This is a genomic window from Brevundimonas sp. Marseille-Q4549 (assembly GCF_976940555.1).
Window position 1 is genome coordinate 3,033,043 of the sequence record NZ_CDRHXG010000001.1, and the last position, 25,038, is coordinate 3,058,080.

Below are 25,038 nucleotides of genomic sequence, written 5' to 3' on the forward strand. Positions count from 1 at the left end.
TTCGGATCGCAGACACCCCTTCAACGCCTCTCGCCATGAAGGGTTCGCTTTCCCCGATCACGGATGCGGGAAGTGTTCCTTACCGACCGGACTCAGGAGGAGCCGCATCGGCTTCCGGCCAGAGCGGAATGGCGCGGCCCTCGAGCGACGGTGTGGACAGTCCCAGCACCGCAGCCAGCGTGGGGGCGATGTCTATGGTGCGGATCGGCAGGAAGCGTTCCTGCGCCTGGGCGCCGGGCGTCCAGAAGACGATCGGAACCCTGCGGTCGTAATCCCAGGGCGTTCCGTGTCCGGCGATGTTGCCGCCGACCCGTCCGCCGCCCGTGACGTTCTGGGCGCGGATCATGATGATGTCGGCCGACCGTTCCGCCACCGCCGACAGCCGCATCCGTTCGCGCACCGTCAACATCTCCGGATTGCGCGTGTCGGGCATCGGGTCCTGAAGCAGCCGGTCGCGCGCCTCCACGAAGACGATGTCGGGCAAGGCGCGCAGAAGCGGAAGCGCGGCGTCAATGACCTGATCGCGCAGCGGCGCGGGCAGGGCCTTGTCGTCCTTGTCGGCGACGATCAGGCCGCTGGAGGCGGAATGCAGCGGCGAGTCGGCCAGATGGAATTGATCGCGCAGCCGATCGTTCACGGCCGACAACGGCGCATTGTCGATCCTGTGGGCATGGGGATAGCCGCGCGCGGCGATCCGCTCCACGAAGTCCGAGCCGCCGTGATCCGCCGTCAGGACGACAAGCGCGCCGCCCGGAATCTGCGCGACACGATCCAGGAACGTCCCCAAGGCCCGGTCCAGCCGGTGCATTTGCTCGCACATCTCCGGCCCCTGCGTCCCGTAGGCGTGACCCACACGGTCCGTGGTGGACAGACTGACCCCCAAAAGATCGGTTCCCCGTCCCTGACCCAGATGTTGGGTGTCGATCAGATAGGTCGCCGCCGCCAGCGTCTCCTCGTCCAGCGCAGGCGAGTTGTCGAATGCATCCCTGGCGGGCGGGACCCTCGAGCGGAAGGTCTGGCCGTTGATCGTCCAGTCGCCCGACAGCGCCCGGCAATCCGTCTCGGCGCCGGTCCACCAGGATGAGGTTCGGGCCTGCTGGCGGATGCGGAACGCCTGATTGAACGCCGCCACCGGCGCCAACCGGGCCTCGGCGCTTTGACCGGGCTCGACATAGGTGGTCAGACCGAAGTCGTCGGTGAACCAGAACACGCCGTCCGGGCGATGGCCGGCCAGATTGATGGCCCCGCGATCCTTGCCCGACACGGCGAACACCCGGTCGCCCGGCTTCTGCGCCTTCATCCAGTCGCCCAGGCTTTCGGCGCGGATGTTGTCAGGGCCGACCGGTCCGTTGTCCGTGACCCGCCCGTGCGCCAGGGTGTTGCGAGGCGCGGCCAGACAATAGACCTCCTTGCCCGTCGCGGGATCGACCCAGTCGTTGGATGGAATGCCGGTCTGGGCTGGATGGGCGCCGGTCAGGACGGTCGAATGGCCGGGGCAGGTCTCGGTCAATCCATGGGTCTGATAGCCGTTGATCGACACCAGTCCCTCTTCAGCCAGGCGACGCAGGCCGCCCGTCCAGCGGCTCCGGTACTGGTTGAACAGATTGGCGCTGAACTGGTCGACGACCACCACGACAACCAGTCGGGGCGGCGACGCTTCCTGAGCGACAGCCGGGCCGGACAGGGCGCCGAACAGGGCTGCAAAGGCGATCAGGGACTTTATCCGCATGGAGAAACCTCGATTCGAACATATGGAGGCGCGCGGGGAATCAGGACGGCGCGCGGGCGGGCGGCCGAGAGGCGCCCCGTCGGGGCGCCTCTCCTTCAACTCCGTCAGAACTCGACCTGAAGCCCCAGGGTGAAGGCGCGGCCGACGACGCCGTAGGTCGAGTTGTAGTTGTACTGATTCCCGCTGTCGGTGCCGTCCGGCAGGAACGGGCCGTAGTCGTTGAAGATGTTCCGGATGGTTCCAAAGACCTTCAGCTTGGGATTGCGGCGATCCGGCGTGAAGCTGACGCTGAGATCGTGACGCCAGTAGTCGTCCAGATACAGATAGAGCGGATCGGCCCAGCCCATGGCGATCGCCTGCTTCTCACGCTCCAGGCTGTCCACAACGCTGCCGACGTAGCGCGCCGACCAGCGGACGCTCCAGTTGTCGTCGGACCAGTTCAGGCCAAACTTGGCCTCGTTCTTGGCCGTGCCGACCGCGCCGACCTCGTCGATCGTCTCGACGCTGGAGATGCCGTTGTATTCGGTGCTCAGCTCCAGGCGACGGCTGTAGTTCAGGCTGGCCTTGAACCGGCCCGGCACTCGCCACTGCTCCAGATCGAACCGATAGGAGGCGGCGACATCCACGCCCCGCGCGCGCGTTTCGTTGAGGTTCTGCTCCTGGTTCAGGATACGGACCAACTGCCCGCTGTCGTCGCGGGTGATGGTCTGACAGAAGACGTTGTTCGTGCCGTTCGGATCCGAATAACAGCCCAACAGCAGGGCGGCGTTGGTGAGAGACGAGATCACGTCGCTGATGCGGATATCGTAATAGTCGAGGCTGGCCTCGAAGCCCGGCAGGAAGGCCGGGCGATAGACGGCGCCGACAGTCAGGGTGTCGGCGGTCTCCTCGAAGAGGTCCGGATTGCCCGTGTTCGGCGCCTTGACCGAAGTCGAGAGCTGACGGAAGACCCCGCCCGAGGCCGCCATGCCGGCGGCGATGCGGCTGTCGGCGCGACAGTTCTGGGCGACGATGCCCGGCGTCGTCGCCGTGACGCCGCTACACACGTCCACGACGGTGTCCGCGTCGTCGCGCGGCGGCGAATAAAGCTCCGTCGTGTCCGGCGCGCGCTGGGCGCGGGCGTATTCGCTGCGGATGCGCAGATCGGGAACCGGCGACCACTGGACGCCTGCCCGCCAGCTGACGGTCGTGCCGACCGACTCCAGATTATAGTCCGCGACCCGGACGGCGCCGTTCAGCACCAGACGGTGCGCCAGCGGCGCGTCGCTCAGGATCGGCGCCGAGATCTCGGTGAACACCTCGTTCGCCTTGATGGTCCCCTCGAACTCGGGGAGGAAGGACGAACTGGCCACGCCGTTTTGGATGCGGGGATCGGTGTGGGTCTCGGTGTGATCGCGTCGGCTCTCGAAGCCGAAGGCCGCTTCCACCGCACCGGCCGGAAGCTGGAACAGCGGCCCGGAGACATAGCCCTCGATCGTGTCCTGGCGGTTGTTCTGGCGATAGAAGGTGTTGGCGCGAATATAGTCGGCCATCTCTGGCGTGATCGAACCCACGCCGAAGATGTTCAGCGGCACGCAGCCGTCGGCGCGCGCGGCGGCGTTGCGGCACTGGACCACGCCGGCGACCTGTTCGGAATCCAGCGCCCATTGCACACGTTGCAGGTTCAGTGTGTTGCCGCGGATCTGCTCGCCGTTGAACTCGCCGTGGCCGTAGGTCAGCTTCCAGTCCCAGTCGTTCGCCAGACTGCCTTCCAGCCCGACCCAGCTACGCAGGGTCTCGCGCTCGTTGTGGATCAGGTTCGGCCCGACCTCGACCACGCGACGGCGAAAGTCGATGCCCGAGCTGGACGCCGCCGACTTGATCTCGGTCGGGGCGAAGGGATTGAGGGTGCGCGACATCCGCCCGACAGTGAACTCATCGTTCACGCCGAAGGTCGTGCTGTTGCTGAAGGTCGTCGCCTCACGCACCGAGTCGGTCGTGACGTTGGAATAGAGCGCCTGTCCCCACGCCTTCACATTGGCGGTGAGGTTGTACTCGAACTTGACCGCGCCGTTCAGATTGTCGCGGGGGGTGATCAGAGTGCCGTTGTTGCGCGTCTCATAGCCGTTGATCGCGGTCACGAAATTCGGCTTCAGCCCGCTCTCGTCATAGAACCAGCGGCCGCTGACGAAGCGCCCGCCGGCGCTGTTGCTCGATAGGTCGGGGGTGACGACCGTGTTTGTCGCCGGCTGATACAGGATGGATTCCAGCGCGCGATCACGGTCGGTCGCCGCCAGCCGGAACTGTCGATCGTAGGTGGCGCCCGCCATCAGATACAGCCGGTCGTCCATGAAGCGGCCGCCCGCGCCGACCGAATATTCGATGGAATCGCCGCCGCCGTCGCCGGTCGTGCCGCCGACGATGCGTGCCCGCACGCCTTCCAGCCGACGTTCGGTGATGATGTTGACGACACCGGCGATGGCGTCGGAGCCGTAGACGGCCGAGCCGCCGCCGGTCGTGACCTCGACCCTGTCGACAAAGAATTCGGGGATGGAACTGAGGCTGACCGCGTTCTTGTTGCCCGCGTTGGATACGGTGCGATGTCCGTCGATCAGCGTCAGTGTGCGGTTCTCGCCCAGGTTCCGCAGGCTGATGGTGGACAGGCCGTTGGCCTGGGTCGCGGTCTGACTGTTTGACAGGGACACCGCTTCCTCGACGCCCGGAATGTCAGTCAGGGCCTCCGCCAGATCCATGTAGCCCTGTTCGAGCAGTTCGGTCCGATCCATGCTGACAACGGGCGTCGCCGCATCGAAGACGTTCTTCAGGCGCGAGCCGGTGACGACGACTTCCTCGACGCTGGCGGCCTCGGAGTCGGGAAAGGCGGCCTCACGCACGATCGCCAGAGCGCCGGAGGAGTCGCGGCGCACGCTGAGGCGAGTGCCGGCCAACAGGCGGCTCAACACCTCTTCAGGCTCGGCGTTGGCGCGGACACCGACGGTGCGCAAGCCTCTGACGTCCTCGATCCGATAGACCAGCTGCACCCCGGCCTGACGCGAAAAGGCGTCCAGCCCCGCCTTCAGGTCGCCTGCTGGAACGTCGAAGCTGCGCGCTTGCGCCATCGCCGTCCCCGCCAACACCAGAGCGCAAGCGCCGCCCATAAGAACGCGCTTCAGAAACGCACTTTTACCCATACTGTCCCCCTGTCACCCGAAATGGGCCCCTAGAGACCTGAGACAAGGCGCGGGGCCAAACCCCCTACATGCTCATTCGGAAATTCTTATGCGGTCGCCGCGCCGCTCCACCTTCAGCCCATAGGCAGAGTGAAGAAGCCTGACGAAGGCCTCGGAATTGTCGGCTTCAAACGATCCCCCGATGCGAATGCCCGCCGTTTGGGCATCCGGGATTTCCAGCTGAATCTTGTTGTACCGATTGAACTCCTGGGCGGCCTCGCCCAGCGACATCTGGTCGAACACCACCATGCCGCGTCGCCACGCCAGTTCGTTCTCGACCTGGTCCATCGAGGTCTGGGTCTGCAACATGGCGCCCCGTTCAGCGGTGACGACGCCGCCCGGGCGCAACACCACCGGCCTGGCCTTCGGTCTGGAGTGAGCATCGGCCACCTCGACCCGGCCCTCGGCGACGACCACACGGACCTCGTCGCCTTCCCGTCGCAGCGTGAAACGGGTGCCGAGCACCCGGACCTGACGCTCTCCCAGATGGACCACGAAGGGACGCGTCGCATCGTGCGCGACGTCGAAATAGGCTTCCCCCTGATCGAGCCAGGCCTCGCGCTCCTTCGTCGACAGGGCGGCGCGCAGGCGTGTGCTGGTGTTCAATTCGACGCGCGACCCGTCGCTGAGCGACACCAGGCGGCGCTCGCCCCGCTCCGTGTGATAGGCGGCCGGGCGCGGCCACAAGGTCGAGGCGGCGCCCAGAAGGGCGATCGCCAAGGTCGCCGCGACCGCCGCACCCCGGAACCACCGACGGTTCATCGTGACGCGCGGGTGCACCGGCGTCAGTGCGGCCTGCAAGGTTCCGGGCGCGCGAAGCGCCGTCAGCCGTTCCGCCTTCTCCCAGGCGTGCTCCAGACGCCAGAAGGCCATCCGGTGCTCGTCGGCCTCGTCCAGCCATGCTTCGAGCGCGAGGTGCTGCTCGGGGCTCAAACCCTCTGAACGTCGAACAAGCCAGAGGCCCGCGGCCTCTTCGATACGGTCGGAACGCCTCATGACCCGGGCTCGCTCATGACGGCGCGCGACCGCACCGGCACGCGGCGCACTCGGCCGCTCCCGCCGGCGAGGAAATCCGCCAGCGCGCGCATCCCGTGGACCATTTGTTGCTCCACAGTGCTGACGCTGATGTTCATCCGCTCGGCCACCTCTCGGGTCGTCAGGCCTTCGATGCGGCGCAGGGTGACGACCTGTCGGCAGCGCGCCGGCAGACCATCCAGGCCGGCCTGCACGCGCCTCAACTCCTCGCGCGCGGTCAGATGCGCCTCGACGTCGATCACCGACGGATCCGGCAAGGACGCCTCCAGATCGGCGACCAGGTCGAACGACACGATCTTGGCCCGCTTCGCCAGGTTGATCATATGGTTGCGCGCCGTGGCGAACAGGAAGGCGCGCGGATTGGAAGGCGGCTGAATGCGCGCGGCGGCATAGACCCGGGCATAGACGTCCTGGCGGATGTCGGGCACGTCGGCCTCGCTGCGCCAGTTGCGCCGGATATAGCGCGTCAGTCCGGCTTCGAGAGGAAATACCTCTCGAAAGAACCAGGCCTTCAGTTCGGTGTCGTCGGTCATGCGCGCCCGATTGAATACCGCGTGGAAAGCGGCGCGCCCAGTCAGACAATCGACGCGGCCAAACCCTCTACACCCCCTGATCGCGAGAGCTGTCGAAAAAGACCGAAGACCAGCGTAGAAGGCCCTCGCTCGTCCAAAGCCCAGGAAACTTTTTGATCAACACCGCCCGCAGACTGTCCATCGCCCCGATGATGGACCGGACATATTTCTGATTTAAATCAGACCATTATGAGGGACCGTGTGCAATAATTGCACACGAATGTTCGCGTTTTCTTTCGCTTTCGTTTGCCCGATTATGCTCCGTTGCGACCGCAAATGCCGCCGAATTTCGCCGGACCTTCTCTAAGAAATCCGCCCGCCCGATTTCCCGCTCAGCAACGCCCAACCCCACTACGATAAGATCGAATTAGTCGGCGGTTTGGGTTCCTTTAGGACCAAACCGCACTCTGCTCGCCAAGGCGCGAAGGTCTGGCTTCGGTTGTTTGCAGAGGCACTGAGGCTTCGAAAAATTAGACCTGGAATTTATCGTTTAGGGTAATTTGTCGGCTTCGCACAGCCGAACGCCGCCTTTTTACCGTTTTAGATAAAATCATATTGCCTGTGGAGGCTCGAGGGCTTATTTTACCGAATGCGGTAAGGAGCACTATCATGCCGGATATGGAACATAGCGCGCTCGTCCTCATAGGGGGCCGTATACGTAAGGCGCGCGAGGCCAGCGGTATCAATCTCCATGAGCTCGCTCGCCTGAGCGGTATCAGCGCACCCGCCCTCTCCCGGATCGAAACCGGGAAACGCGATCTCCGCATTACAAGCCTTTATCGGATCGCCGCAGCACTGCGCATCCAGGCGCGTGATTTCCTTGATGAGCCACCTGCGGAGGGGGGAACGCATGATGACCTTGGCGCTCAGGGCTATGACCTCACCGACTACACATGACTCAATCCGTACCTGTCTGGTTTGGCGGACTGCTTGTCGGCGGCGTTACTGTCGGGGAGGATGGCACGCTCGGATTTGACTACACCGACCGATGGCGGGCGACCCAAAGCGCGTTCCCCCTGTCCGTGACCTTGCCTCTGTACAATGGCCCTTTTGCCTCCGAAGCCATCTCGCCCTGGCTCGCCAACCTCTTGCCGGAGGAACGCCAACTCAAGGTCCTCACCCGTGTATACGGACTGGACCACGCTGACACATTGGCTCTGTTGAAGGAGATCGGCGGCGACACAGCCGGAGCGCTTTCGTTCGGCGAACCGTCCTGGACGTCCGATTGGACCTATACGCCTCTGACGGAATTCTACGGCATTGAGGATCCCCAAACCGCGCTCGAACGCCACTTCGAAGACCTCAAAAGTCGTCCCTTTCTTGCCGGTGAAGACGGCGTGCGGGCATCCCTCGCAGGCGGACAGGAAAAATCCGCTCTGGCGGTTCTGGACAGGAGTGGTGTCGCTGTTTTGCGGTTACCGCAGGACGGCGACATCCTCGCCATTCCTCGCAACGGAGCGCCCTCGACGATCATCCTGAAGCCCGACAATCCCATCCTGCCCGGCATCGTGGAAAATGAGACCTATTGCCTCCGCCTCGCCCAGGCCATCGGCATCAACACAGCAGAGGTCACCATTCTTCCGGCCGGCGGCCGTAAGGCGATCTGCGTCTTGCGATATGATCGGCGCATCAGCCAAAACGGAAACATCCTGAGGGTCCATCAGGAGGACTTCGCACAGGCGAACGGCGTGCCCCCAGGGCGGAAATACGAGCGCGGTACGCTCAAGGGCCCGGATCTGAAGACTCTGTTGGGGACCAGTGGCCATCTTTCGCCAGGCGACGCCTTGTCCCTTCTGGATCAGCTCATCTTCAACATCCTCGTCGCCAACACCGACGCGCACGCGAAGAACTATTCGCTGCTGCTCCCAATCGGAGCCGGCCCTCGTCTGGCGCCGCTCTACGACGTCTCATCCGTCCTGCCATGGCCCGATGTGGTGCAATATTTCGCGCAGAATCTCGACGGCAAGAAGCGCAAACCCGGCGACGTGGGCGCCCGCCATTGGGACGCCATCGCCCGAGAGTCCAATTACCGTCCGGCCGATGTCAGGGCCCGGGTCCAGCAACTCGTCGATGGAATGGTCGCAAATCGAGTAGCTGTAACCCAAGCTGTGACCGCTCTCCCGGGGTGCACGCCGGGTTATGTCGAAGAGGCCGCAGCCCTCATCGAAGAGAACGCCTTGCGGATCGGCGGCCGCCTGTGCGTCCGGCCACAGGCCTAACCTTCAAACAATCTCAAGCGATGCCGAGCAGCGACCGACCAACCGCATACTCTTGGGCGGCCGCGCCGTTCATACAGACCTCGACCACATTCTGGCGGGCACAGGATGGAAGCTCAGGCTTTCGACTCGGTCCTCCATGGACTGCGACTGCGTCGCCGGGCGCCGAAGCAGTTCAAGCCCAGAGCGCGATATGCAGGATGTGGCGCGGACTTTGAGGTTGAGCGCTTGGGCGGTGAGCTGGATCGTGTTCCGAGCGCCGATGAAGACACCAGACCTTGCATCCCGGACGCAAATCCCAGATCGACCTCATTCGCTGCGACAAGCGTCGCTATAAACGACGCAACAGAATTGAAGTCATGTTTGGGCGGCCCAAGAACCGACGGCACCTCGCCGCCCGTGATAATCGTTGCCGGTGCGTCTTCCTGGTCGCCATAGTCCTCGCCGTAGCCGCGCTCTTCTGGCTATGAGCCCTGAGCCTAAACTCTGTTAGACGCAATGATCGCGGTGCGAGTCACGAGGGAAGGAAATGCGATGCTGGATTATTTCGCACATTACGCTGAGTTGCTGAATCCCACACGCCCTTTGGGCGCCATGGCCGTTGGCTGCGGGCTTTTCGTACTCGGCGTCATCCTCTCTTGGGCGATACGCCAGGGTCTGAAGCAACTGCTCCTCCGCGAGCATTCCGAACGTATCGACGCGATCACCCTCTCGTTTCTTAGCCGACTGCTCACTCTTGCGCTTTGGCTGGTGTTGGCGACGCTCTACGCTCATCTCGTGCCAGCTCTCAATCGCCTCAGCACGGCGCTTCTCGCCGGGGTCAGCCTCATGTCTGTGATCATTGGCTTCGCCGCGCAGACCACGTTGGGTAATTTGATCTCCGGGATCAGCCTGGTTCTCTACAAACCCTTCAGGAGAGGTGATCGCCTCCAGGTTACGGCACCGACAGATAGCCAATTCGAAACCGGCGTTGTCAAAGAAATCTCGCTTGGTTTCACCGTCTTGGAAACGGATGACGGTCGCGATGTTGTCGTCGCGAACGGCGCGATGGCCCAGCAGACCATGATCCGCTTGCCGCGCCCGGCGTCGGAAACAATTCATCCTTCTTCTTCGCGTCAAGAGGCGCCTGAGAAGAGTCTGGCGACGCCTGAGCCTTGACCGAGCGATCTGCATGAAGAGATTTTCTGGCGCGTGTTCGCGCCGTCGATAGGAGTTGAGGGTGGCCGGAAACAGTTGGGAAAGGGCGCCCGTCGCCGCGCAGAGCGTCGGGGCGCCGTTATCGCAAGCGGCGATCTTCCTGATCTTGAAGGTGGAATGTGGCGACGAGGCCTTGGCCAAAGTCCGCTCAACGCTGGGCGGCCTCGAGGGGTCGGGTTTCGCGACCTTTCCGCGCGTCTGTCCTGCATCGTCGGCATCGGCAGCGACCTATGGGATCGGCTCAGCCCCGGTCGCCGTCCGAGTCAACTGAAACCGTTTGCGCGCCCATCACCGGCGATCCGCATCACGCCCCATCAACGCCCGGCGACCTCCTGTTCCACATCCGGGCCGAACGCCCCGACATCTGCTTCGAGTACGAGCGCATCCTGCTTCACACGTTGGGCGCCTCGGTGTCCCTGGTCGATGAGGTGAACGGCTTTCGCTATTTCGACGCGCGCGACCTCTTGGGCTTCGTCGACGGCACGGCGAACCCCGACGGCCCCGACATCGCCGCCTCGACCCTGATCGGCGACGAGGACCCGGATTTTCGCGGCGGAAGCTATGTCGTGGTCCAGAAATACCTGCACGACATGGCGGGCTGGGGCCGGGTCTCCACCGCCTTGCAGGAAGAGATCATCGGCCGCACCAAGATCGACAATATCGAACTGGACGACGACGCGGCGTCGCGCAAGTCTCACAAGACGCTGGCGACCATCGTCGACGCCGAGGGGGTCGAGCACGACATCCTGCGCGACAACATGCCGTTCGGCCGCGCGGGCCATGGCGAGTTCGGCACCTACTTCATCGGTTATTCCCGACGCCTTTGGGTGATCGACAAGATGCTCCAACGTATGTTCGTGGGCGAACCGGTCGGTGCTTACGATCGGCTGCTGGACTTCTCTACACCCAAGACGGGAGCCACCTTTTTTGCTCCCTCGCGCTCCACACTCGGAGCGCTCGCAACCGACTGAATCGTCATAAGGGCACACGCTCCCAGTCGCCATCTCGAGAATTGCCTGCTCTCCCAAGCAATTTCCATCCTTGTGATGTCGGTGGAAGTGCATGCGAAGATGGCTATGCGGATGGGAAGCGTAGCACTGCTCGAGGAATTCGGACGATCCTGAACTGTCGAACGGGCGTTTCGTGAACTGGTTCGACCACGTCATAGCCGCCGACCGGTTCGATCTTGTCGCGACCTGTGTTCAGGCCTGCTGGGAAAGCCAGCCTGCGGTGGACCGGTTCGCTGTCGAGCGATTGGCCGATCGCATCTTCAAAAGTTCACCCCGAATTCCGGAGTAAAGCGGAACGGCTTGAGGCCTGGCTGGCGGGGGAGCCCGGCGGGCGCGAGAGAATCGAGCAGTTCGCCACGGATCCGGTTCGCCCGCCGAAAAAGCTCATGAGGCGCTGAAAAGCCTGAGCCGGTTCGCGAAGTAGTCGTGACCTGATGGATCGTCGGGACCGGCTCTTCTTGCGCGCGATCGGGTCTTTCGACGAAGGCGGTCCAGCGTTAGGGTCGGGCAAAGCGTTGGATCGGAGAGAAGTCGTGTCGAAAACTTGGTGCGTTCTCGTGGCGTCGGCCCTGGTCTTGTCGCCTGTGGCGGCGTTGGCTCAAGACGCCGCGCATCATCAGGATCCGCATCCTCAGCCGACATGCACTGCGACCGAGAACGTTGCCCTGCCATCCATCTTGGCGGCGTGGGCGAACCGATCCAGCCTGGTCGCAGCGTCCGATGTCGGCGGCCTGTCGGAGGCGGAACTGACGATCGGCGTCGGGGTGGACGCAGGCCTGCCGCACGCGAGCGAAGTGGTCTTTCCCGTCCCGCCGACCCGCGCCGGCGAAGCCGACAGTCGCGGCGGCCTGTTCGTCATCCCCGTCGAGACCGCCGGCGACTATCAGGTCTCGCTGGGCGAAAGGGCGTGGATCGAGGTGGTGCGCGACGGCGCCGCGTTGAAGGCTGTGCGCTTCGGACCGGGCCCGGCCTGCTCCGGCCTGAGGAAGACCGTGACCTTCGCCCTGACGCCGGGCCGCTATGTGCTGGAGATCGCGGGGGCGGACGACGCCGTCCTGCCGCTGATGGTCACGCGCGCCGACTGAGCCCCGCGTTTCCCGGACATTTTGTCTGGAGGGCGGATCAAGATGACCGTGGAAGTCGCGGAGTGCGGCGACTAGGCTCGCGCTCGCCTGCGACGTTTTCAGTCTGGATGCGCCATGCGGTTCTGCGCGGCCCGAGTTCTGACCTTTCCGCGCCCCGAGGGCGGACGATGACGGCGGCCGAGGCCCCGTCGTCCGCCCTGCCGGCCGCCGGCGCCAGCGCGGAGACGCCGAGCGCCGAACTGCCGTCGCATCCGCGCGGGGATCGCAAGCTGGTCGTCCACGCCGCCCTGGTCGGTAATGTCGCGGTCGCCGTAACCAAGCTGATCGCGGCCCTCGTCACCGGCAGCGCGGCCATGTTCAGCGAGGCGGTGCATTCGCTGGTGGACTGCGGCAACGAGGGCCTGCTGCTCTACGGCTTTCACCGCGCGGCCCGACGTCCCGACCTGGTTCATCCCTTCGGCTACGGGCGCGAAATCTATTTCTGGAGCTTCATCGTCGCCCTGATGCTGTTCGCCCTGGGGGCGGGCGTGTCGCTGTACCAGGGCGTCCTGCACGTGCTGTCGCCCGAGCCGGTCGAGCGCGCCTCGGTCAGCTATGTGGTCCTGGCGCTGGCCTTCCTGTTCGAGGGCGCGTCCTGGACCGTGGCCTTGCGCGCCTTCCGCAAGACCAAGGGCTCGCTCAGCTATTGGCGGGCGTTCCGCCAGAGCAAGGACCCGCCGGGCTTCATGATCCTGTTCGAGGACAGCGCCGCCCTGATCGGGATCGTCATCGCCGCCCTGGGGATCTTCGGCGCCCAGGCGCTGGACATGCCGGTGCTGGACGGCGTGGCCTCCATCCTGATCGGCGTCGTCCTGGCGGTCACGGCGATCCTGCTGGCGGCGGAGAGCAAGAGCCTGCTGATCGGCGAACGCGCCGCGCCGGCCCTGACCCGTGAGGTCTGCCGGATCGCCGCGTCGCAGGCGGGGGTGCGGCACGCCGACAGCGCCCTGACGGCCCAGTTGTCGCCCGACCAGGCCATCGTCGCGCTCAGCGTCCAGTTCGATCCCGCCCTGCGCGCCGCCGAGATCGAGACCGTCGTGGCCGCTGTCGAACGGCGCGTCCGGCAATCGCATCCGGAGGTCGTCGCCCTGTTCATCAAGCCCCAGAGCCACGCCGGCTTCGAGGCCGCGAAACGCAGCCGGTTCGGCGCGCCGTCCGTCGGCCGGCGACGGTGGTTTCGCAAATCCCCAAAGGACCGAGTTCAGATTGGAGACCCTGATGACGACCGATGAGCACGACGGCGCCTCGACCGACGCCGACCGAGAGGACGGCCCCGCCGGCGCGGGCGAGGACGATCGGGCGCGCATCGCCCGGCTGGAGGCCGAGAACGCGGAGATCAAGGACCGGCTTCTGCGCGCCCTGGCCGACGCCGAAAACCTGAGACGCCGCGCGGCCCGCGATCTGGAGGAGGCGCGCCAGTACGCCGTGGCGCGCTTCGCCGGCGACGTCGTCAATGTCGCGGACAATCTGGAACGGGCGGTCGGCAGCGCCTCGCGCGCGACCGAGGGTGCGGCCGATCAGCTGTTGCACGGCGTGGCGCTGACGGAAAAGGAGTTGCAGCGCGTGCTGGAACGCCACGGCGTCAGGAAGTTGGAGCCGCAAGGTCAGCCGTTCGATCCCAATTTCCACGAGGCGCTGTTCGAGGTCGAGGACGCAAGCGTTCCGGACGGCGCGGTCGCCACGGTGGTCGAGCCCGGCTATGCGATCGGCGCGCGCGCCTTGCGGGCCGCGAAGGTCGGGGTGGCCAGAAACAGGCCGAAATGAATAAAGGATCGCGATGATCTGAAGTATTCGATTCGGAATGGAGACCGGACATTTTGTCCTTGATTTCAGACATATTGTCCGGTGGCGACGAATACGGATCGACGATCCAATTTTCGCTTGTGACACCGCGCCATCTGTTGCTTTGATGACATAAAGAGGCTCTCCCCAAGAAAACAAAGCTCGAACGACGGAGGATCATGATGGCCAAAGTTATCGGTATCGACCTGGGTACGACCAACTCCTGCGTCGCCGTGATGGACGGCAAGGACGCCCGCATCATCGAGAATGCGGAGGGCGCGCGCACCACGCCCTCGATCGTCGCCTTCACCAGTAACGGCGAACGTCTGGTGGGCCAGCCCGCGCGACGCCAATCCGTCACCAATCCGACCAACACCATCTTCGCGGTCAAGCGTCTGATCGGCCGGCGCTATGACGATCCGACCGTCGAAAAGGACAAGGCCTTGGTCCCCTACAAGATCGTCAAGGCCGGCAACGGCGACGCCTGGGTCGAGGCCGAAGGCAAGGACTATTCGCCGTCGCAGATTTCGGCGGTCATCCTGCAGAAGATGAAGGAAACGGCCGAGGCCAATCTGGGCGAGCCCGTCACCCAGGCCGTCATCACCGTGCCCGCCTATTTCAACGACGCCCAGCGCCAGGCGACCAAGGACGCGGGCAAGATTGCGGGCCTCGAGGTGCTGCGCATCATCAACGAACCGACGGCGGCGGCCCTGGCCTATGGTCTGGAGAAGAACAAACAGGCCAAGATCGCCGTCTACGACCTGGGTGGCGGGACGTTCGACGTCTCCATTCTGGACATCGGCGACGGCGTGTTCGAGGTGAAGTCGACCAACGGCGACACCTTCCTGGGCGGCGAAGACTTCGACATGCGCCTGGTCAACTACCTGGCCGACGAGTTCAAGAAGGAGCAGGGCATCGACCTGCGCCAGGACAAGCTGGCGCTGCAACGGCTGAAGGAGGCGGCGGAGAAGGCCAAGATCGAACTGTCCACCGCCACACACACCGAGGTGAACCTGCCGTTCGTCACGGCCGACGCCTCCGGACCCAAGCATCTTCAGGTCAAGATCACCCGCGCCAAGTTCGAATCCCTGGTAGACGACCTGATCCAGCGCACGGTCGAGCCGTGCCTGAACGCCCTGAAGGACGCCGGGCTGACCGCGTCCGAGATCAACGAGGTGGTTCTGGTTGGCGGCATGACCCGCATGCCCAAGATCCAGGAGACGGTGAAGGAAATCTTCGGCCGCGAACCGCACAAGGGCGTCAATCCGGACGAGGTGGTGGCGATCGGCGCCGCCATCCAGGCCGGCGTTCTGCAGGGCGACGTCAAGGACGTGCTGCTGCTGGACGTCACGCCCCTGTCGCTGGGCATCGAGACGCTGGGCGGGGTCTTCACCCGTCTGATCGAGCGCAACACCACCGTTCCCGCCCGTCGCAGCGAAACCTTCTCGACCGCCGACGACAACCAGTCGGCCGTGACGATCCGGGTCTTCCAGGGCGAGCGCGAGATGGCGGCCGACAACAAGCTGCTAGCCCAGTTCGACCTGACGGGCATCCCGCCCGCGCCGCGCGGCCTGCCCCAGATCGAGGTGACGTTCGACATCGACGCCAACGGCATCGTCAACGTCTCGGCCAAGGACAAGGGCACCGGCAAGGAGCAGACGGTCAAGATCCAGGCGTCCGGCGGCCTGTCCGACGCCGACATCGAACAGATGGTCAAGGACGCCGAGGCCCACGCCGCCGAGGACAAGAAGCGCAAGGCCCTGGCCGAGGCTCGCAACGCCGGGGAATCGGCGCTTCACGCCGCCGAGAAGGCCACGGCGGAGCACGGCGGCAAGCTGGCCGAGGCCGATCGCCAGGCGCTGGACACCGCCGTCGCCGACCTGCGCGAGGCGGTCAAGGGCGAGGACGCCGACGCGATAACCGCCCGCCTGAACGCCGTGCAGCAGGCGTCGATGGCGCTGGCTCAGGCCGCCGCCGAGGCCGCCCAGGGCGGGGCGGCCTCGGCAGAGCCCGCCGACGACGGCGTCGTCGACGCCGAGTTCACCGAGGTGGACGACGACAAGCCGAACTGACGCGGCGCCCGCCCCGCCGCTGACCCGTTCCCCTGGTTTCGGAGCTGATATTTGAGGAATCCCTACGAGGTCCTGGGCGTCTCCAAGACGGCGACGGCGGCCGAGATTCAGAGCGCCTATCGCAAGCTGGCCAAGAAGCTTCACCCCGACCTCAATCCCGGCGACAAGACGGCCGAGGACCGCTTCAAGGAGGTCTCGGGCGCCTACGACCTGTTGGGCGACGAGGCCAAGCGCAAGCGGTTCGACAACGGCGAGATCGATGAATCCGGCGCCGAACGGCCCCCGCGCGGCTATTACCGCGACCATGCGGATTCGGATCGCGGCCGGGCCTATTCCAGCCACGCCGGCTATGACTTCATGGACGAGGACGACCCGTTCGCGGAGTTCTTCCAGCGGGGCCAGCGCGGACAGCGGGCGCGCCCCAACCGGCGCGGGCAGGACCTGCATTATCGGCTGACGATCGCCTTCGTCGAATCGATCGCCGGGGCGGAAAAACGACTGACCCTGCCCGACGGCGGGGTGCTGGATGTGCGGATTCCGCCGGGATTGACGGACGGCTAGGTGCTGCGCCTGAAGGGCAAGGGCGCGCCCGGCGCGGGAACCGGCGGCCCCGGCGACGCCCTGATCGAGGTGGAGGTCGCGCCCGATCCGCGTTTCGACCGCGACGGCGACGACATCACCGTCGAGACGCCGATCTCCCTGACCGAGGCCGTCCAGGGCGGCCGCATCCGCGTGCCGACGCCTGACGGGGCGGTCAATCTGACCGTGCCCAAGGGGTCGAATACGGGCACGACGCTGCGGCTGAAGGGCAAGGGCGCGCCCAAGCGCGGCGGCGGCCGGGGCGACCAGTTCGTCAGGCTGAAGATCGTCCTGCCGCGGTCTCCGGACCCGGAACTGGAGGCCTTCGTCGCCGGCTGGAAACGCGGCGCCGACTTCAACCCCCGCGAGGAGGCGTCGTCATGAGGATGACCCGACAGGCGTTCCTGCGGGCCGCCGACCTTCCGACCGAGACGCTGGAACTCTGGGTCGAATACGAATGGCTGATCCCGGAGCCGACCGCCTCGGGGCCGCGGTTCAGCGAGACGGACGTGGCCCGGGTCCACTTGATCCGGGAGATGAAGGACGACTTCGGCGCCAACGACGAGGGCGTCCACATCATCCTGCATCTGTTGGATCAGCTTTACGGCGTGCGCCGTCTGCTGGCCGAAGCGCGCGCGGCGACGCAAGACACATCGAACCAAGACCCCCGATGACGGGGGCGTCAAACGACATGGGAGGAGAAGACATGGGGCAGTCGACAGGAGCGGCCGCGCGACGGCCGGGTCTGCTGGACCGAGAAAACACGATCGCGGGACCGGCGTTCAACCGCTGGCTCGTGCCGCCGGCGGCGCTGGCGATCCATCTTTGCATCGGCATGGCCTACGGCTTCTCGGTCTTCTGGCTGCCGATGAGCGGCCTGATCGCCGACGCCGATCCCGGCCGGTGCGCCGACATCGGTTTCTGGGGCGAGCTGTTCACCACAAGCTGCAACTGGACCGTCCCGTCGGTGACGCACCTGTTCGAGGTCTTCATCGCCGTCCTGGGCATATCGGCCGCGATCTGGGGCGGCTGGCTGGAGCATGCGGGGCCGCGCAAGGCGGGCATGGTCGCGGCCGTCTGCTGGGGCGGCGGTCTGATCCTGGCCGGCGGGGCCGTGGCCCTGCATCAGCTCTGGCTGCTGTATCTGGTCGCCGTCCTTTGCGGCGTTGGACAGGGGATCGGCTACATCACCCCGGTCTCGACCCTGATCAAATGGTTCCCCGACCGACGCGGCATGGCGACCGGCCTGGCCATCATGGGCTACGGCGGCGGCGCCATGGTCGGCGCGCCCCTGGCCGTGTGGCTGATGAACCGCTACGCGACCGATGGACAGCCCGGCGTCTCGGCGACCCTGGCGACCCTGGGCGTCGTCTATCTGGCGGTCATGGCGGCGGGCGCGATGGGCTTTCGCGTGGCGCCGAGCGGCTGGAAGCCGGCGGGCTGGACGCCGCCGACCAAACAGACCAACGCCCTCGTCACCCAGAACCACGTGCATCTGCGCCGCGCCTGGCGCACCCCGCAGTTCTGGTGCATCTGGGGCGTGCTGTTCCTGAACGTGACGGCTGGCATCGCCGTCATCTCGATGGCCAGCCCCATGTTCCAGGACGTGTTCGGCGCCAAGCTGCTGGGCCTCGGTCAGACCGTCGAACTGTCAGCCGGCCAGAAGGCCGCCGTCGCCGCCTCGGCCGCGGGCCTGGTCGGGCTGATCAGCCTGTTCAACAGCCTGGGGCGCATCTTCTGGGCCTCGGTCTCGGACAAGCTCGGGCGCAAGACGACCTACTATGTCTTCTTCGTCCTGGGCGTCGCCCTGTACTGCATCCTGCCCACATGGGGACACCTGGGCCTGCCGTTCCTGTTCGTGGCCACCGTGTGCCTGATCCTGTCGATGTACGGCGGCGGCTTCGCCACCGTGCCCGCCTATCTGGCAGACATCTTCGGCACCCAGATGGTCGGCGCCATCCACGGCGCCCTGATCACCGCCTGGTCCGCCGCCGGCATCGTCGGCCCAGCCCTGATCGCCACCCTGCGGCAGGTCCAGCTGGATCACGGCGTCGCCGCCAACCTGGTCTATGACCGGACGCTGTATCTGATGGCGGCGCTGCTGTTCTGCGGCCTGATCTGCAACGCCCTGGTCCGCCCCGTGGCCGAGAAGCACTGGATGACCGAGGCGGAACTGGCGGCCGAACGCGCCCTGCAACACGAGGATCGGGTCGCCGCCAACGCCGAACTGGCGGCGCGCGGCCGGTTCGGTCTGCGTGGCGTTCTGGCCTGGACGGCGGTGGGGCTGCCCTTCCTCACGGGCCTGTTCATCGCCCTGCAGAAGGCCGCGGCCCTGTTGTAGAGGCCGCGTGCCGTCGAGCCGCCGCGAAGCCCCCCTCTCGCGGCGGCTCGACTCGTACCCCCGCGCCGCCTTACCGTGACCTGGTGCGAAGAGTAGGAAGCCCATGACCGTCGACGTCGAGACCGTTCCTTCCGCGACCTTCGACGGAAAGTTGGCCCAGGCGAGCGTCCTGATCGTCGACGACGAACCGGGAATGCGGAACTTCCTGGTCAAGATGCTGGCGCCGCGATGCCGCTTCGTCGACGTCGCCGCCGACACGGCCGAGGCGTCGGAAAAGCTGGAAAGCCGGCCGTTCGACGTCGTCATCCTCGACAACGTCATGCCGGGCCGCAACGGCATCGACTGGCTGACGGAACAGAGGGCCGCCGGCCTGTTCGCCGACGTCATCCTGATGACGGCCTATGCGGATCTGGACACGGCCATCGGCGCCATCCGCGCCGGCGCGGCGGACTTCGTGCTGAAGCCGTTCCGGTCCAACCAGTTGCTGAACGCCGTCACGCGCTGCCTGGACCGGTCGTCCCTGCAACGCGAGAACAGCGTCCTGCGCCATGCGTTGGGTCTGCCGCTGAACCGCATCGCCCGGCACGACCGGCTGATCGGCGAATCCAGGGCAATCCAGGAGGTGCGGGACGCCATCGCGCGCGTCGCGCCCCTGCCCACCTCCGTCCTGCTGACCGGAGAGTCCGGAACCGGCAAGGAGGTCGCGGCGCGGTCGTTGCACGCCCTGTCGCCCCGGTCCGACAAGCTGTTCGTGCCGATCAACTGCGCCGCCATCTCGCCCGACACGATCGAGAGCGAACTGTTCGGCCATGTCGAAGGCGCCCTGGGCGGCGCCGTCGGCGGCCGCGAGGGGCTGTTCCTGCACGCGCAGGGCGGGACCGTTTTCCTGGACAATATCGGGGACCTGCCGCTGGCGCTCCAGTCCAAGCTGCTGCGGGTGCTGGAGGACCGTCGCGTGCGGCCCGTCGGCGCCGAGCGCGAGACGCCGTTCGACGCCCGTTTCATCTTCGCCGCCGACGCGGATCTGCCCGGGAAGGTCGAGGCGGGCCTGTTCCGCGCCGACCTCTATTTCCGCATCGACGTGCTGCAGATCCGCCTGCCGCCGCTGAGGGAGCGCGGCGACGACGTGCTCCGGATCGCCGAACGCTTCATGCAGGAGTTGTCCCAGGCGTTGGCCATTCCGCCCGTTCCGATCGACGACCGGGCGCGGCGGCTGCTGACGGACTACGACTGGCCGGGCAACGTCCGCGAGCTGCGCAACCTGATCGAGCGTACGGTGATCCTGGGCGCCTTCCCCGCCCGGATCGCGCCCCCGGCCGGTGGAGAGGCGGTCGAGCCCGTGGGCGACGCCCTGGCCGATGTCGAACGCCGCCACATCCTGGCCGTGCTGCACAAGACCGGCGGCAACCGGGAGGAAGCGGCCAGCCGCCTGGGCATCTCGCGCAAGACCATCGACCGGAAATGCCAGAGCTGGCGTATCTGACATGGCGACACCCTTCTGGGACCGTTCGGTAAGATACCGCCTTCTGGCGATCGCCCTGACGCCGGCGCTGATCATCCTGCCCCTGGTGCTCGGCGTCTGTTTCTATCGATGGTCCGAGAAGTTCGACGCCCTGACGACCGCCAAGGTCCGCAACGACCTGGTCATCGCCGAACAGTATCTGGATCGGCTGGAGCAGAGCCAGCTGCGCCGGATCGACGCCGTCGCCGCCTCGGCCGGCCTGGACGCCGCCGTCGACCGGACCCGCCGCGAGCCGGGGGCGCTGGGCCTCTATCTGGAGTCCGCCGCGCGGTCGCAGGGGCTCGACTTCCTGTTCGTGATCACAGACGACGGCACCGTCTTCGGCGGCGACCCCCAGGTCGATCCCGCCGCCGTCCGCCGCGACCGACCCAGCGTCCGCGCCGCCCTGGCCGGCCAGGCCCGGACGGATCTGGAGGTGTTCGAACCGGCGGAACTGCGAGCCCTGGCGCCGGGTCTGGCCGAGCGGGCGCGGATCGGGATCGTCGATCCCAGCGGCCGGGCGGCGGCCGGCGGCGGCGAGGTCGACCGCGGCCTGGTTCTGCAATCCGCCCGCGCCATCGCCCTGCCGGGCGGTCGCACGGGCGTGCTGGTCGGCGGCGTGCTGCTGAACCGGAACCTGGCCTTCGTCGACCGGATCAACAGCCTCGTCTATCACGGCGGCGGCCTGCTCGGCGCCGACAAGGGGACGGCGACCCTGTTTCTCGACGACGTGCGGATCAGCACGAACGTGCGTCTGTTCGACCAGGATCGCGCCGTCGGAACGCGCGCCTCGCCCCAGGTGCGCGACGCCGTGCTGGACCGCGGGGACGTCTGGCTGGGCCGCGCCCTGGTGGTGGACGACTGGTACATCTCGGCCTACGAGGCCCTGACCGACAGCCAGGGGCGGCGCGTCGGCATGCTGTACGTCGGCTTTCAGGAACATCCGTTCGTCGCGGCGCGGCGCGAGGCTCTGTGGCTGATCGTCGGGGCCTTCCTGCTGGCGGTGCTGGCGACCGTGCCGCTCTTCCTGTTCTGGGCGCGGGGAATCTTCAGGCCGCTGGAGCGGATGGTGCGGACCATCGACCGCATCGAGGCGGGCGACGCCTCGGCCCGGATCGGCGCCCTGGGCGGCCAGGACGAGATCGGCGCGGTCGTGACCCATTTCGACCGCCTGCTCGACCAGGTGCAGGAGCGCGACGCCGAGCTTCGGCGATGGAACGAACGCCTGAACCGGCGCGTCGACGCCCGCACGCGGGAGGTCCGGCAGGCCATGGCCCGTCTGGAGGCCGCCACCGAACAACTGGTCATGTCCGCCAAGCTGGCGGCGCTGGGGGAGATGGCGGCCGGGGTCGCCCACGAGATCAACAATCCCGTCGCGGTGATCCAGGGCAATGTCGAGCTGATTCGCGACGCCCTCGGCCCCCGCGCCGACGAGATGCGCGAGGAGTTCCAGCTTCTGGACGATCAGATCCGGCGCATTTCCCGGATCGTGAACAACATCCTGCAGTTCGCCCACGCCAACGAGCCGCACGTCCGCGACGACCTGGCGACGCCGGACGAACTGATCGCAGAGACCCTGCCGCTGGTGCATCACGCCCTGGCCAAGGGCGGCGTCGCCGTCGCGCGGGATGAGCGAGCGACGCGCCGGATGCGGGTCGACAAGGCCGAGGTCCAGCAGATCCTGATCAATGTGATCATCAACGCCGTCCACGCCATGCCGGGCGGCGGGCGGCTGATCCTGAAGACCCGCGACAGCGATCTGATCGGACGTCCCGGCGTCACGCTTGAGGTGATCGACAACGGACCGGGGATCACACCGGAGGTGCTGGAGCGGATATTCGATCCCTTCTTCACGACGCGTCTCAGCGGCGGCACGGGCCTGGGCCTGTCCATCAGCCAGATGCTGATGGCGCGTCAGGAAGGCGTGATCTCGGCAAGCAACGGGCCGGACGGCGGGGCGGTCTTCACCCTGTGGTTTCCCCAAAGCGAGTGAGATTTCCCGCGGTTTTTCCAGGACATCCTGTCCCGGAAATGGACACCTTGTCCGTTGACCGACCCGCGCGGCGGCGCGCAATACTGTCGTCGACAGGACAAACTTCAGGTCCGCGACGTGCGCAACCTTTGCCGTCCTGGAGAACTCCACACCGTGTCCTCAAAACTGGAGAAGCGACGATGAGCGAGATCAAGGAAGGCATGGAAGTGATCGGCGCCGACGGCGTCCATGTCGGTACGGTGGACCGCGTCGAAGGCGACCGCATCAAGCTGACCAAGAGCGATAATTCGGGCGTCCATACCGACCACCACCACTATATCGAGACTGGCTTCGTCGCCGGGGTCGAAGGCGACAAGGTGCGGCTGTCCGCCAACGCCGACATCGCCGTGACCCTGGAGGAAGAAAAGTCCGGCCGTCCGGTCGAACTGTAGTCCGGCGCCGGCCCCGGCTTCCGGGACATGGACTTGGGTTCCGACCCTGGATCGTCACCCTCGGGACTAGCCCGAGGGTGACGGGCGTTTGAAATCGAAACCGGCGTCCATCCCCTGGGGCCGCGACCGCGGGAAAAGGAGTCTCGCCATAAGCCGCAGCTTCAAGATCGGCGATCACGTCGCCTGGAATTCGGAGGCCGGGCGCGTGTCGGGTCGGATCATCGCCGTCCACACGCGCGACGTCGACTACAAGGTCCATACGCACCACGCCTCGTCGGACGCGCCCCAGTACGAGATCAAGAGCGACAAGACCAACCATGTGGCGGCCCACAAGGGCTCCGCGCTCGACCTTCTGTACGGCTGAGTCGTGGGCGGTCGTCCGTTCTTCGCGATCGGCCATTCGAACCGGACGTTCGAGGCCTTCGCGCGCCTGCTGACGGCGAACGCGGTCGAGGTGTTGGTCGATGTGCGCGCCTTTCCGCGCTCCCGGACCAATCCGCAGTTCAACGCCGAGGTCCTGCCGTCGGCCCTGGTCGCCGACGCCGTCGCCTATGAGCGAATCCCGGCGCTGGGCGGTCTGCGCGGCCGGTCCGAGACGACGGACGCCCATCTGAACGACGCCTGGCGCAACGCCAGCTTTCGCCGCTACGCCGACTACGCCCTGACGCCGGCCTTTCACGAGGGGTTGCGAGAGCTGCTGCGCCTCGGCGAGGCGAGAACATGCGCGATCATGTGCGCCGAGGCCGTGTGGTGGCGGTGTCACCGCCGCATCGTCGCCGACTATCTGATCGCCGCGGGACGCGAGGTCTTCCACATCATGGGTCCGGGTCAGACGGTCGAGGCGCGGCTGACCCCCGACGCCCAGGTGCAGCCGGACGGACGCATCCTCTATCCCCAGCCGGAAACGCAGACATGACCGCAGGCCCGACCGTCCCTCATGTCGTCATCGTCGGCGGCGGTTTCGGCGGTCTGGAGACCGCCAAGCGGCTGGCCGAGGCGAACGTCCGGATCACCCTGATCGACCGGCGCAACCATCACCTGTTCCAGCCCCTGCTCTATCAGGTGGCCACGGCGTCGCTGTCGCCGTCGGAGGTGGCCTGGGCGATCCGGTCGCTGGTCAGCAAGTACAAGACCGTCGTCACCCTGCTGGGCGAGGTCGTGGGCGTGGAGACGGACGCCCGCACGGTTCGGCTAAAGGACGGCGAAACGATCGGCTACGACTTTCTCGTTCTGGCCACCGGCGCGCGGCACGCCTATTTCGGCCATGACGACTGGGAGGCGTTCGCCCCCGGTCTGAAGACGGTCGAGGACGGTTCCGCCATTCGTCGACGCATCCTGTCCGCCTTCGAGCGCGCCGAACGCACGTCCGACATGGCCGAGCGGGCCGCCTGTCTAACCTTCGTCGTGATCGGCGGCGGACCGACCGGGGTCGAACTGGCCGGCACCATAGCGGAGCTGGCGCATCAGACCCTGCCGGGCGATTTCAGGCGGATCGATACGCGCCGGGCGCGGGTCGTGCTGATCGAGGCGGGGTCGCGCATCCTGCCCGGGTTCAAGGACGATCTGTCCGCCTACGCCCGCAAGGCGCTGGAGCGGCTGGGCGTGGAGGTTTGGCTGGACCGCGCCGTGACCGGATGCGGGGCGGGGGGTGTCGAGATCGGCGAGGATTTCCTGCCGACCGCGACCATCCTGTGGGCCGCCGGCGTCGCGGCCTCGCCCGCCGCCGACTGGCTGAAGGTGCCAAGGGATCGGGCGGGCCGCGTCAAGGTTCAGCCCGACCTGACCGCGCCGGGCCATCCGGAGGTCTTCGTCGTCGGCGACACGGCCCATGTCGTCGGCCCCGGCGACAGGCCGGTTCCCGGTGTCGCTCCGGCCGCCAAACAGGAGGGAACCTACGTCGCCGAAGCGATCCTGGCGCGGATCAGGGGACGACGGCCGCCGCCACCCTTCGTCTACAAGGATGTCGGCAGCTTGGCGACGATCGGAAAGCGGGCGGCCATCGTGGATTTCGGCTGGATACGGCTGACGGGCCGGCTGGCCTGGTGGCTGTGGAGCATCGTTCACATCTATTTCCTGATCGGCCTGCGCCACCGCCTGTTCGTGGCCCTTAGCTGGCTGTGGACCTACTTCACGGGCCAGCGCGGCGCACGCCTGATCACGGTTCCGCCGCCGCCCCTCGCCGAAAGGGGCGAAGGAGCGTTAGATGAGCCGCGTCCCTAACCCGTCCCGGATCAGGAGATTTGTCCG

Annotated in this window: 22 protein-coding genes and 2 pseudogenes; 20 read left to right on the forward strand and 4 right to left on the reverse strand. The window is 66.3% G+C overall.

Going from position 1 to position 25,038, the window contains the following annotated elements; genetic code table 11:
- Positions 1–79: 79 nt before the first annotated feature.
- The 4 genes from ACWPV3_RS15205 to ACWPV3_RS15220 all read right to left on the reverse strand — a co-directional run bounded on the left by ACWPV3_RS15205 (position 80) and on the right by ACWPV3_RS15220 (position 6,506).
- Entirely contained in the window at positions 80–1,729 is a 1,650-nt protein-coding gene (locus tag ACWPV3_RS15205; protein WP_453978360.1) for an alkaline phosphatase family protein, read from the reverse strand.
- A 104-nt stretch (positions 1,730–1,833) separates the two neighbouring features.
- Positions 1,834–4,827 (reverse strand): TonB-dependent receptor domain-containing protein, encoded by a 2,994-nt coding sequence (locus tag ACWPV3_RS15210; RefSeq protein ID WP_453978361.1) that lies wholly within the window; start codon positions 4,825–4,827, stop codon positions 1,834–1,836.
- A gap of 144 nt (positions 4,828–4,971) precedes the next feature.
- Complete coding sequence (locus ACWPV3_RS15215; RefSeq protein WP_453978362.1) at positions 4,972–5,934, reverse strand: FecR family protein; 963 nt, start codon at positions 5,932–5,934, stop codon at positions 4,972–4,974.
- A complete protein-coding gene (locus tag ACWPV3_RS15220) occupies positions 5,931–6,506 on the reverse strand; it encodes an RNA polymerase sigma factor (protein WP_292088945.1) in 576 nt (191 codons plus the stop codon). Before ACWPV3_RS15220 ends, ACWPV3_RS15215 begins: the two co-directional genes overlap by 4 nt.
- A 648-nt stretch (positions 6,507–7,154) precedes the next feature.
- On the opposite strand from ACWPV3_RS15220, the gene ACWPV3_RS15225 reads away from it, so the two are divergent.
- The 20 genes and pseudogenes from ACWPV3_RS15225 to ACWPV3_RS15320 all read left to right on the forward strand — a co-directional run bounded on the left by ACWPV3_RS15225 (position 7,155) and on the right by ACWPV3_RS15320 (position 25,011).
- Positions 7,155–7,442: a helix-turn-helix domain-containing protein gene (locus ACWPV3_RS15225; RefSeq protein WP_453978363.1), complete on the forward strand. Its 288-nt coding sequence runs from the start codon at positions 7,155–7,157 to the stop codon at positions 7,440–7,442.
- Positions 7,439–8,764, forward strand: coding sequence for a HipA domain-containing protein (locus ACWPV3_RS15230; protein WP_453978364.1), 1,326 nt, complete (start codon positions 7,439–7,441; stop codon positions 8,762–8,764). The genes ACWPV3_RS15225 and ACWPV3_RS15230 overlap by 4 nt, the downstream gene beginning before the upstream one ends.
- Before the next feature lie 281 nt (positions 8,765–9,045).
- A pseudogene (locus ACWPV3_RS15235) lies at positions 9,046–9,231 on the forward strand (IS5/IS1182 family transposase); the annotation flags it as partial.
- Between the two features lie 64 nt (positions 9,232–9,295).
- Positions 9,296–9,919 carry a mechanosensitive ion channel domain-containing protein gene (locus ACWPV3_RS15240; protein ID WP_453978365.1) on the forward strand — a complete coding sequence of 208 codons (624 nt, stop codon included), beginning with the start codon at positions 9,296–9,298 and terminating at the stop codon, positions 9,917–9,919.
- Positions 9,920–10,075: 156 nt separating this feature from the next.
- A pseudogene (locus ACWPV3_RS15245) lies at positions 10,076–10,192 on the forward strand (hypothetical protein); the annotation flags it as partial.
- Entirely contained in the window at positions 10,189–10,929 is a 741-nt protein-coding gene (locus ACWPV3_RS15250; RefSeq protein ID WP_453978366.1) for a Dyp-type peroxidase, read from the forward strand. The pseudogene ACWPV3_RS15245 and the gene ACWPV3_RS15250, both read left to right, overlap by 4 nt.
- Before the next feature lie 572 nt (positions 10,930–11,501).
- Positions 11,502–12,053 (forward strand): homogentisate 1,2-dioxygenase, encoded by a 552-nt coding sequence (locus tag ACWPV3_RS15255; protein WP_453978367.1) that lies wholly within the window; start codon positions 11,502–11,504, stop codon positions 12,051–12,053.
- 167 nt (positions 12,054–12,220) lie between these two features.
- A complete protein-coding gene (locus ACWPV3_RS15260) occupies positions 12,221–13,324 on the forward strand; it encodes a cation diffusion facilitator family transporter (RefSeq protein ID WP_453978368.1) in 1,104 nt (367 codons plus the stop codon).
- Positions 13,311–13,856, forward strand: a complete 546-nt coding sequence (gene grpE / locus ACWPV3_RS15265) for a nucleotide exchange factor GrpE (RefSeq protein WP_453978369.1) — start codon at positions 13,311–13,313, stop codon at positions 13,854–13,856. The genes ACWPV3_RS15260 and grpE overlap by 14 nt, the downstream gene beginning before the upstream one ends.
- 200 nt (positions 13,857–14,056) lie before the next feature.
- Positions 14,057–15,946, forward strand: coding sequence for a molecular chaperone DnaK (dnaK, locus tag ACWPV3_RS15270; RefSeq protein WP_453978370.1), 1,890 nt, complete (start codon positions 14,057–14,059; stop codon positions 15,944–15,946).
- 51 nt (positions 15,947–15,997) lie between these two features.
- A complete protein-coding gene (locus ACWPV3_RS15275) occupies positions 15,998–16,507 on the forward strand; it encodes a DnaJ domain-containing protein (RefSeq protein WP_453978371.1) in 510 nt (169 codons plus the stop codon).
- Positions 16,508–16,909 carry a DnaJ C-terminal domain-containing protein gene (locus tag ACWPV3_RS15280; protein WP_453978372.1) on the forward strand — a complete coding sequence of 134 codons (402 nt, stop codon included), beginning with the start codon at positions 16,508–16,510 and terminating at the stop codon, positions 16,907–16,909.
- Positions 16,906–17,199 (forward strand): chaperone modulator CbpM, encoded by a 294-nt coding sequence (locus tag ACWPV3_RS15285; RefSeq protein ID WP_453978373.1) that lies wholly within the window; start codon positions 16,906–16,908, stop codon positions 17,197–17,199. The genes ACWPV3_RS15280 and ACWPV3_RS15285 overlap by 4 nt, the downstream gene beginning before the upstream one ends.
- Before the next feature lie 32 nt (positions 17,200–17,231).
- The gene (locus tag ACWPV3_RS15290) at positions 17,232–18,866 is read left to right on the forward strand and encodes an L-lactate MFS transporter (RefSeq protein WP_453978374.1); all 1,635 of its coding nucleotides are present in this window, start codon (positions 17,232–17,234) and stop codon (positions 18,864–18,866) included.
- A 103-nt stretch (positions 18,867–18,969) separates the two neighbouring features.
- A complete protein-coding gene (locus ACWPV3_RS15295) occupies positions 18,970–20,349 on the forward strand; it encodes a sigma-54-dependent transcriptional regulator (protein ID WP_453978375.1) in 1,380 nt (459 codons plus the stop codon).
- Position 20,350: 1 nt separating this feature from the next.
- Positions 20,351–22,360, forward strand: a complete 2,010-nt coding sequence (locus ACWPV3_RS15300; RefSeq protein WP_453978376.1) for a sensor histidine kinase — start codon at positions 20,351–20,353, stop codon at positions 22,358–22,360.
- Positions 22,361–22,539: 179 nt separating this feature from the next.
- A complete protein-coding gene (locus tag ACWPV3_RS15305) occupies positions 22,540–22,791 on the forward strand; it encodes a DUF2171 domain-containing protein (RefSeq protein WP_453978377.1) in 252 nt (83 codons plus the stop codon).
- An 88-nt stretch (positions 22,792–22,879) separates the two neighbouring features.
- Positions 22,880–23,155 (forward strand): DUF2945 domain-containing protein, encoded by a 276-nt coding sequence (locus tag ACWPV3_RS15310; protein WP_453978378.1) that lies wholly within the window; start codon positions 22,880–22,882, stop codon positions 23,153–23,155.
- A gap of 3 nt (positions 23,156–23,158) precedes the next feature.
- A complete protein-coding gene (locus tag ACWPV3_RS15315; protein WP_453978379.1) occupies positions 23,159–23,707 on the forward strand; it encodes a DUF488 domain-containing protein in 549 nt (182 codons plus the stop codon).
- Positions 23,704–25,011 carry an NAD(P)/FAD-dependent oxidoreductase gene (locus tag ACWPV3_RS15320; RefSeq protein WP_453978380.1) on the forward strand — a complete coding sequence of 436 codons (1,308 nt, stop codon included), beginning with the start codon at positions 23,704–23,706 and terminating at the stop codon, positions 25,009–25,011. Before ACWPV3_RS15315 ends, ACWPV3_RS15320 begins: the two co-directional genes overlap by 4 nt.
- Positions 25,012–25,038 lie beyond the last annotated feature (27 nt).

Bases quoted from the DNA above. Each gene is read 5' to 3' on its own strand.
- ACWPV3_RS15320 (WP_453978380.1), top strand. From the start codon at position 23,704: ATGACCGCAGGCCCGACCGTCCCTCATGTCGTCATCGTCGGCGGCGGT.
- ACWPV3_RS15240 (WP_453978365.1), top strand. From the start codon at position 9,296: ATGCTGGATTATTTCGCACATTACGCTGAGTTGCTGAATCCCACACGC.
- ACWPV3_RS15215 (WP_453978362.1), bottom strand. From the start codon at position 5,934: ATGAGGCGTTCCGACCGTATCGAAGAGGCCGCGGGCCTCTGGCTTGTT.
- ACWPV3_RS15295 (WP_453978375.1), top strand. From the start codon at position 18,970: ATGACCGTCGACGTCGAGACCGTTCCTTCCGCGACCTTCGACGGAAAG.
- ACWPV3_RS15285 (WP_453978373.1), top strand. From the start codon at position 16,906: ATGAGGATGACCCGACAGGCGTTCCTGCGGGCCGCCGACCTTCCGACC.
- ACWPV3_RS15300 (WP_453978376.1), top strand. From the start codon at position 20,351: ATGGCGACACCCTTCTGGGACCGTTCGGTAAGATACCGCCTTCTGGCG.
- ACWPV3_RS15225 (WP_453978363.1), top strand. From the start codon at position 7,155: ATGCCGGATATGGAACATAGCGCGCTCGTCCTCATAGGGGGCCGTATA.
- ACWPV3_RS15290 (WP_453978374.1), top strand. From the start codon at position 17,232: ATGGGGCAGTCGACAGGAGCGGCCGCGCGACGGCCGGGTCTGCTGGAC.
- ACWPV3_RS15205 (WP_453978360.1), bottom strand. From the start codon at position 1,729: ATGCGGATAAAGTCCCTGATCGCCTTTGCAGCCCTGTTCGGCGCCCTG.
- ACWPV3_RS15305 (WP_453978377.1), top strand. From the start codon at position 22,540: ATGAGCGAGATCAAGGAAGGCATGGAAGTGATCGGCGCCGACGGCGTC.
- ACWPV3_RS15210 (WP_453978361.1), bottom strand. From the start codon at position 4,827: ATGGCGCAAGCGCGCAGCTTCGACGTTCCAGCAGGCGACCTGAAGGCG.
- ACWPV3_RS15220 (WP_292088945.1), bottom strand. From the start codon at position 6,506: ATGACCGACGACACCGAACTGAAGGCCTGGTTCTTTCGAGAGGTATTT.
- ACWPV3_RS15250 (WP_453978366.1), top strand. From the start codon at position 10,189: ATGGGATCGGCTCAGCCCCGGTCGCCGTCCGAGTCAACTGAAACCGTT.
- ACWPV3_RS15260 (WP_453978368.1), top strand. From the start codon at position 12,221: ATGACGGCGGCCGAGGCCCCGTCGTCCGCCCTGCCGGCCGCCGGCGCC.
- ACWPV3_RS15230 (WP_453978364.1), top strand. From the start codon at position 7,439: ATGACTCAATCCGTACCTGTCTGGTTTGGCGGACTGCTTGTCGGCGGC.
- dnaK (WP_453978370.1), top strand. From the start codon at position 14,057: ATGGCCAAAGTTATCGGTATCGACCTGGGTACGACCAACTCCTGCGTC.
- grpE (WP_453978369.1), top strand. From the start codon at position 13,311: ATGACGACCGATGAGCACGACGGCGCCTCGACCGACGCCGACCGAGAG.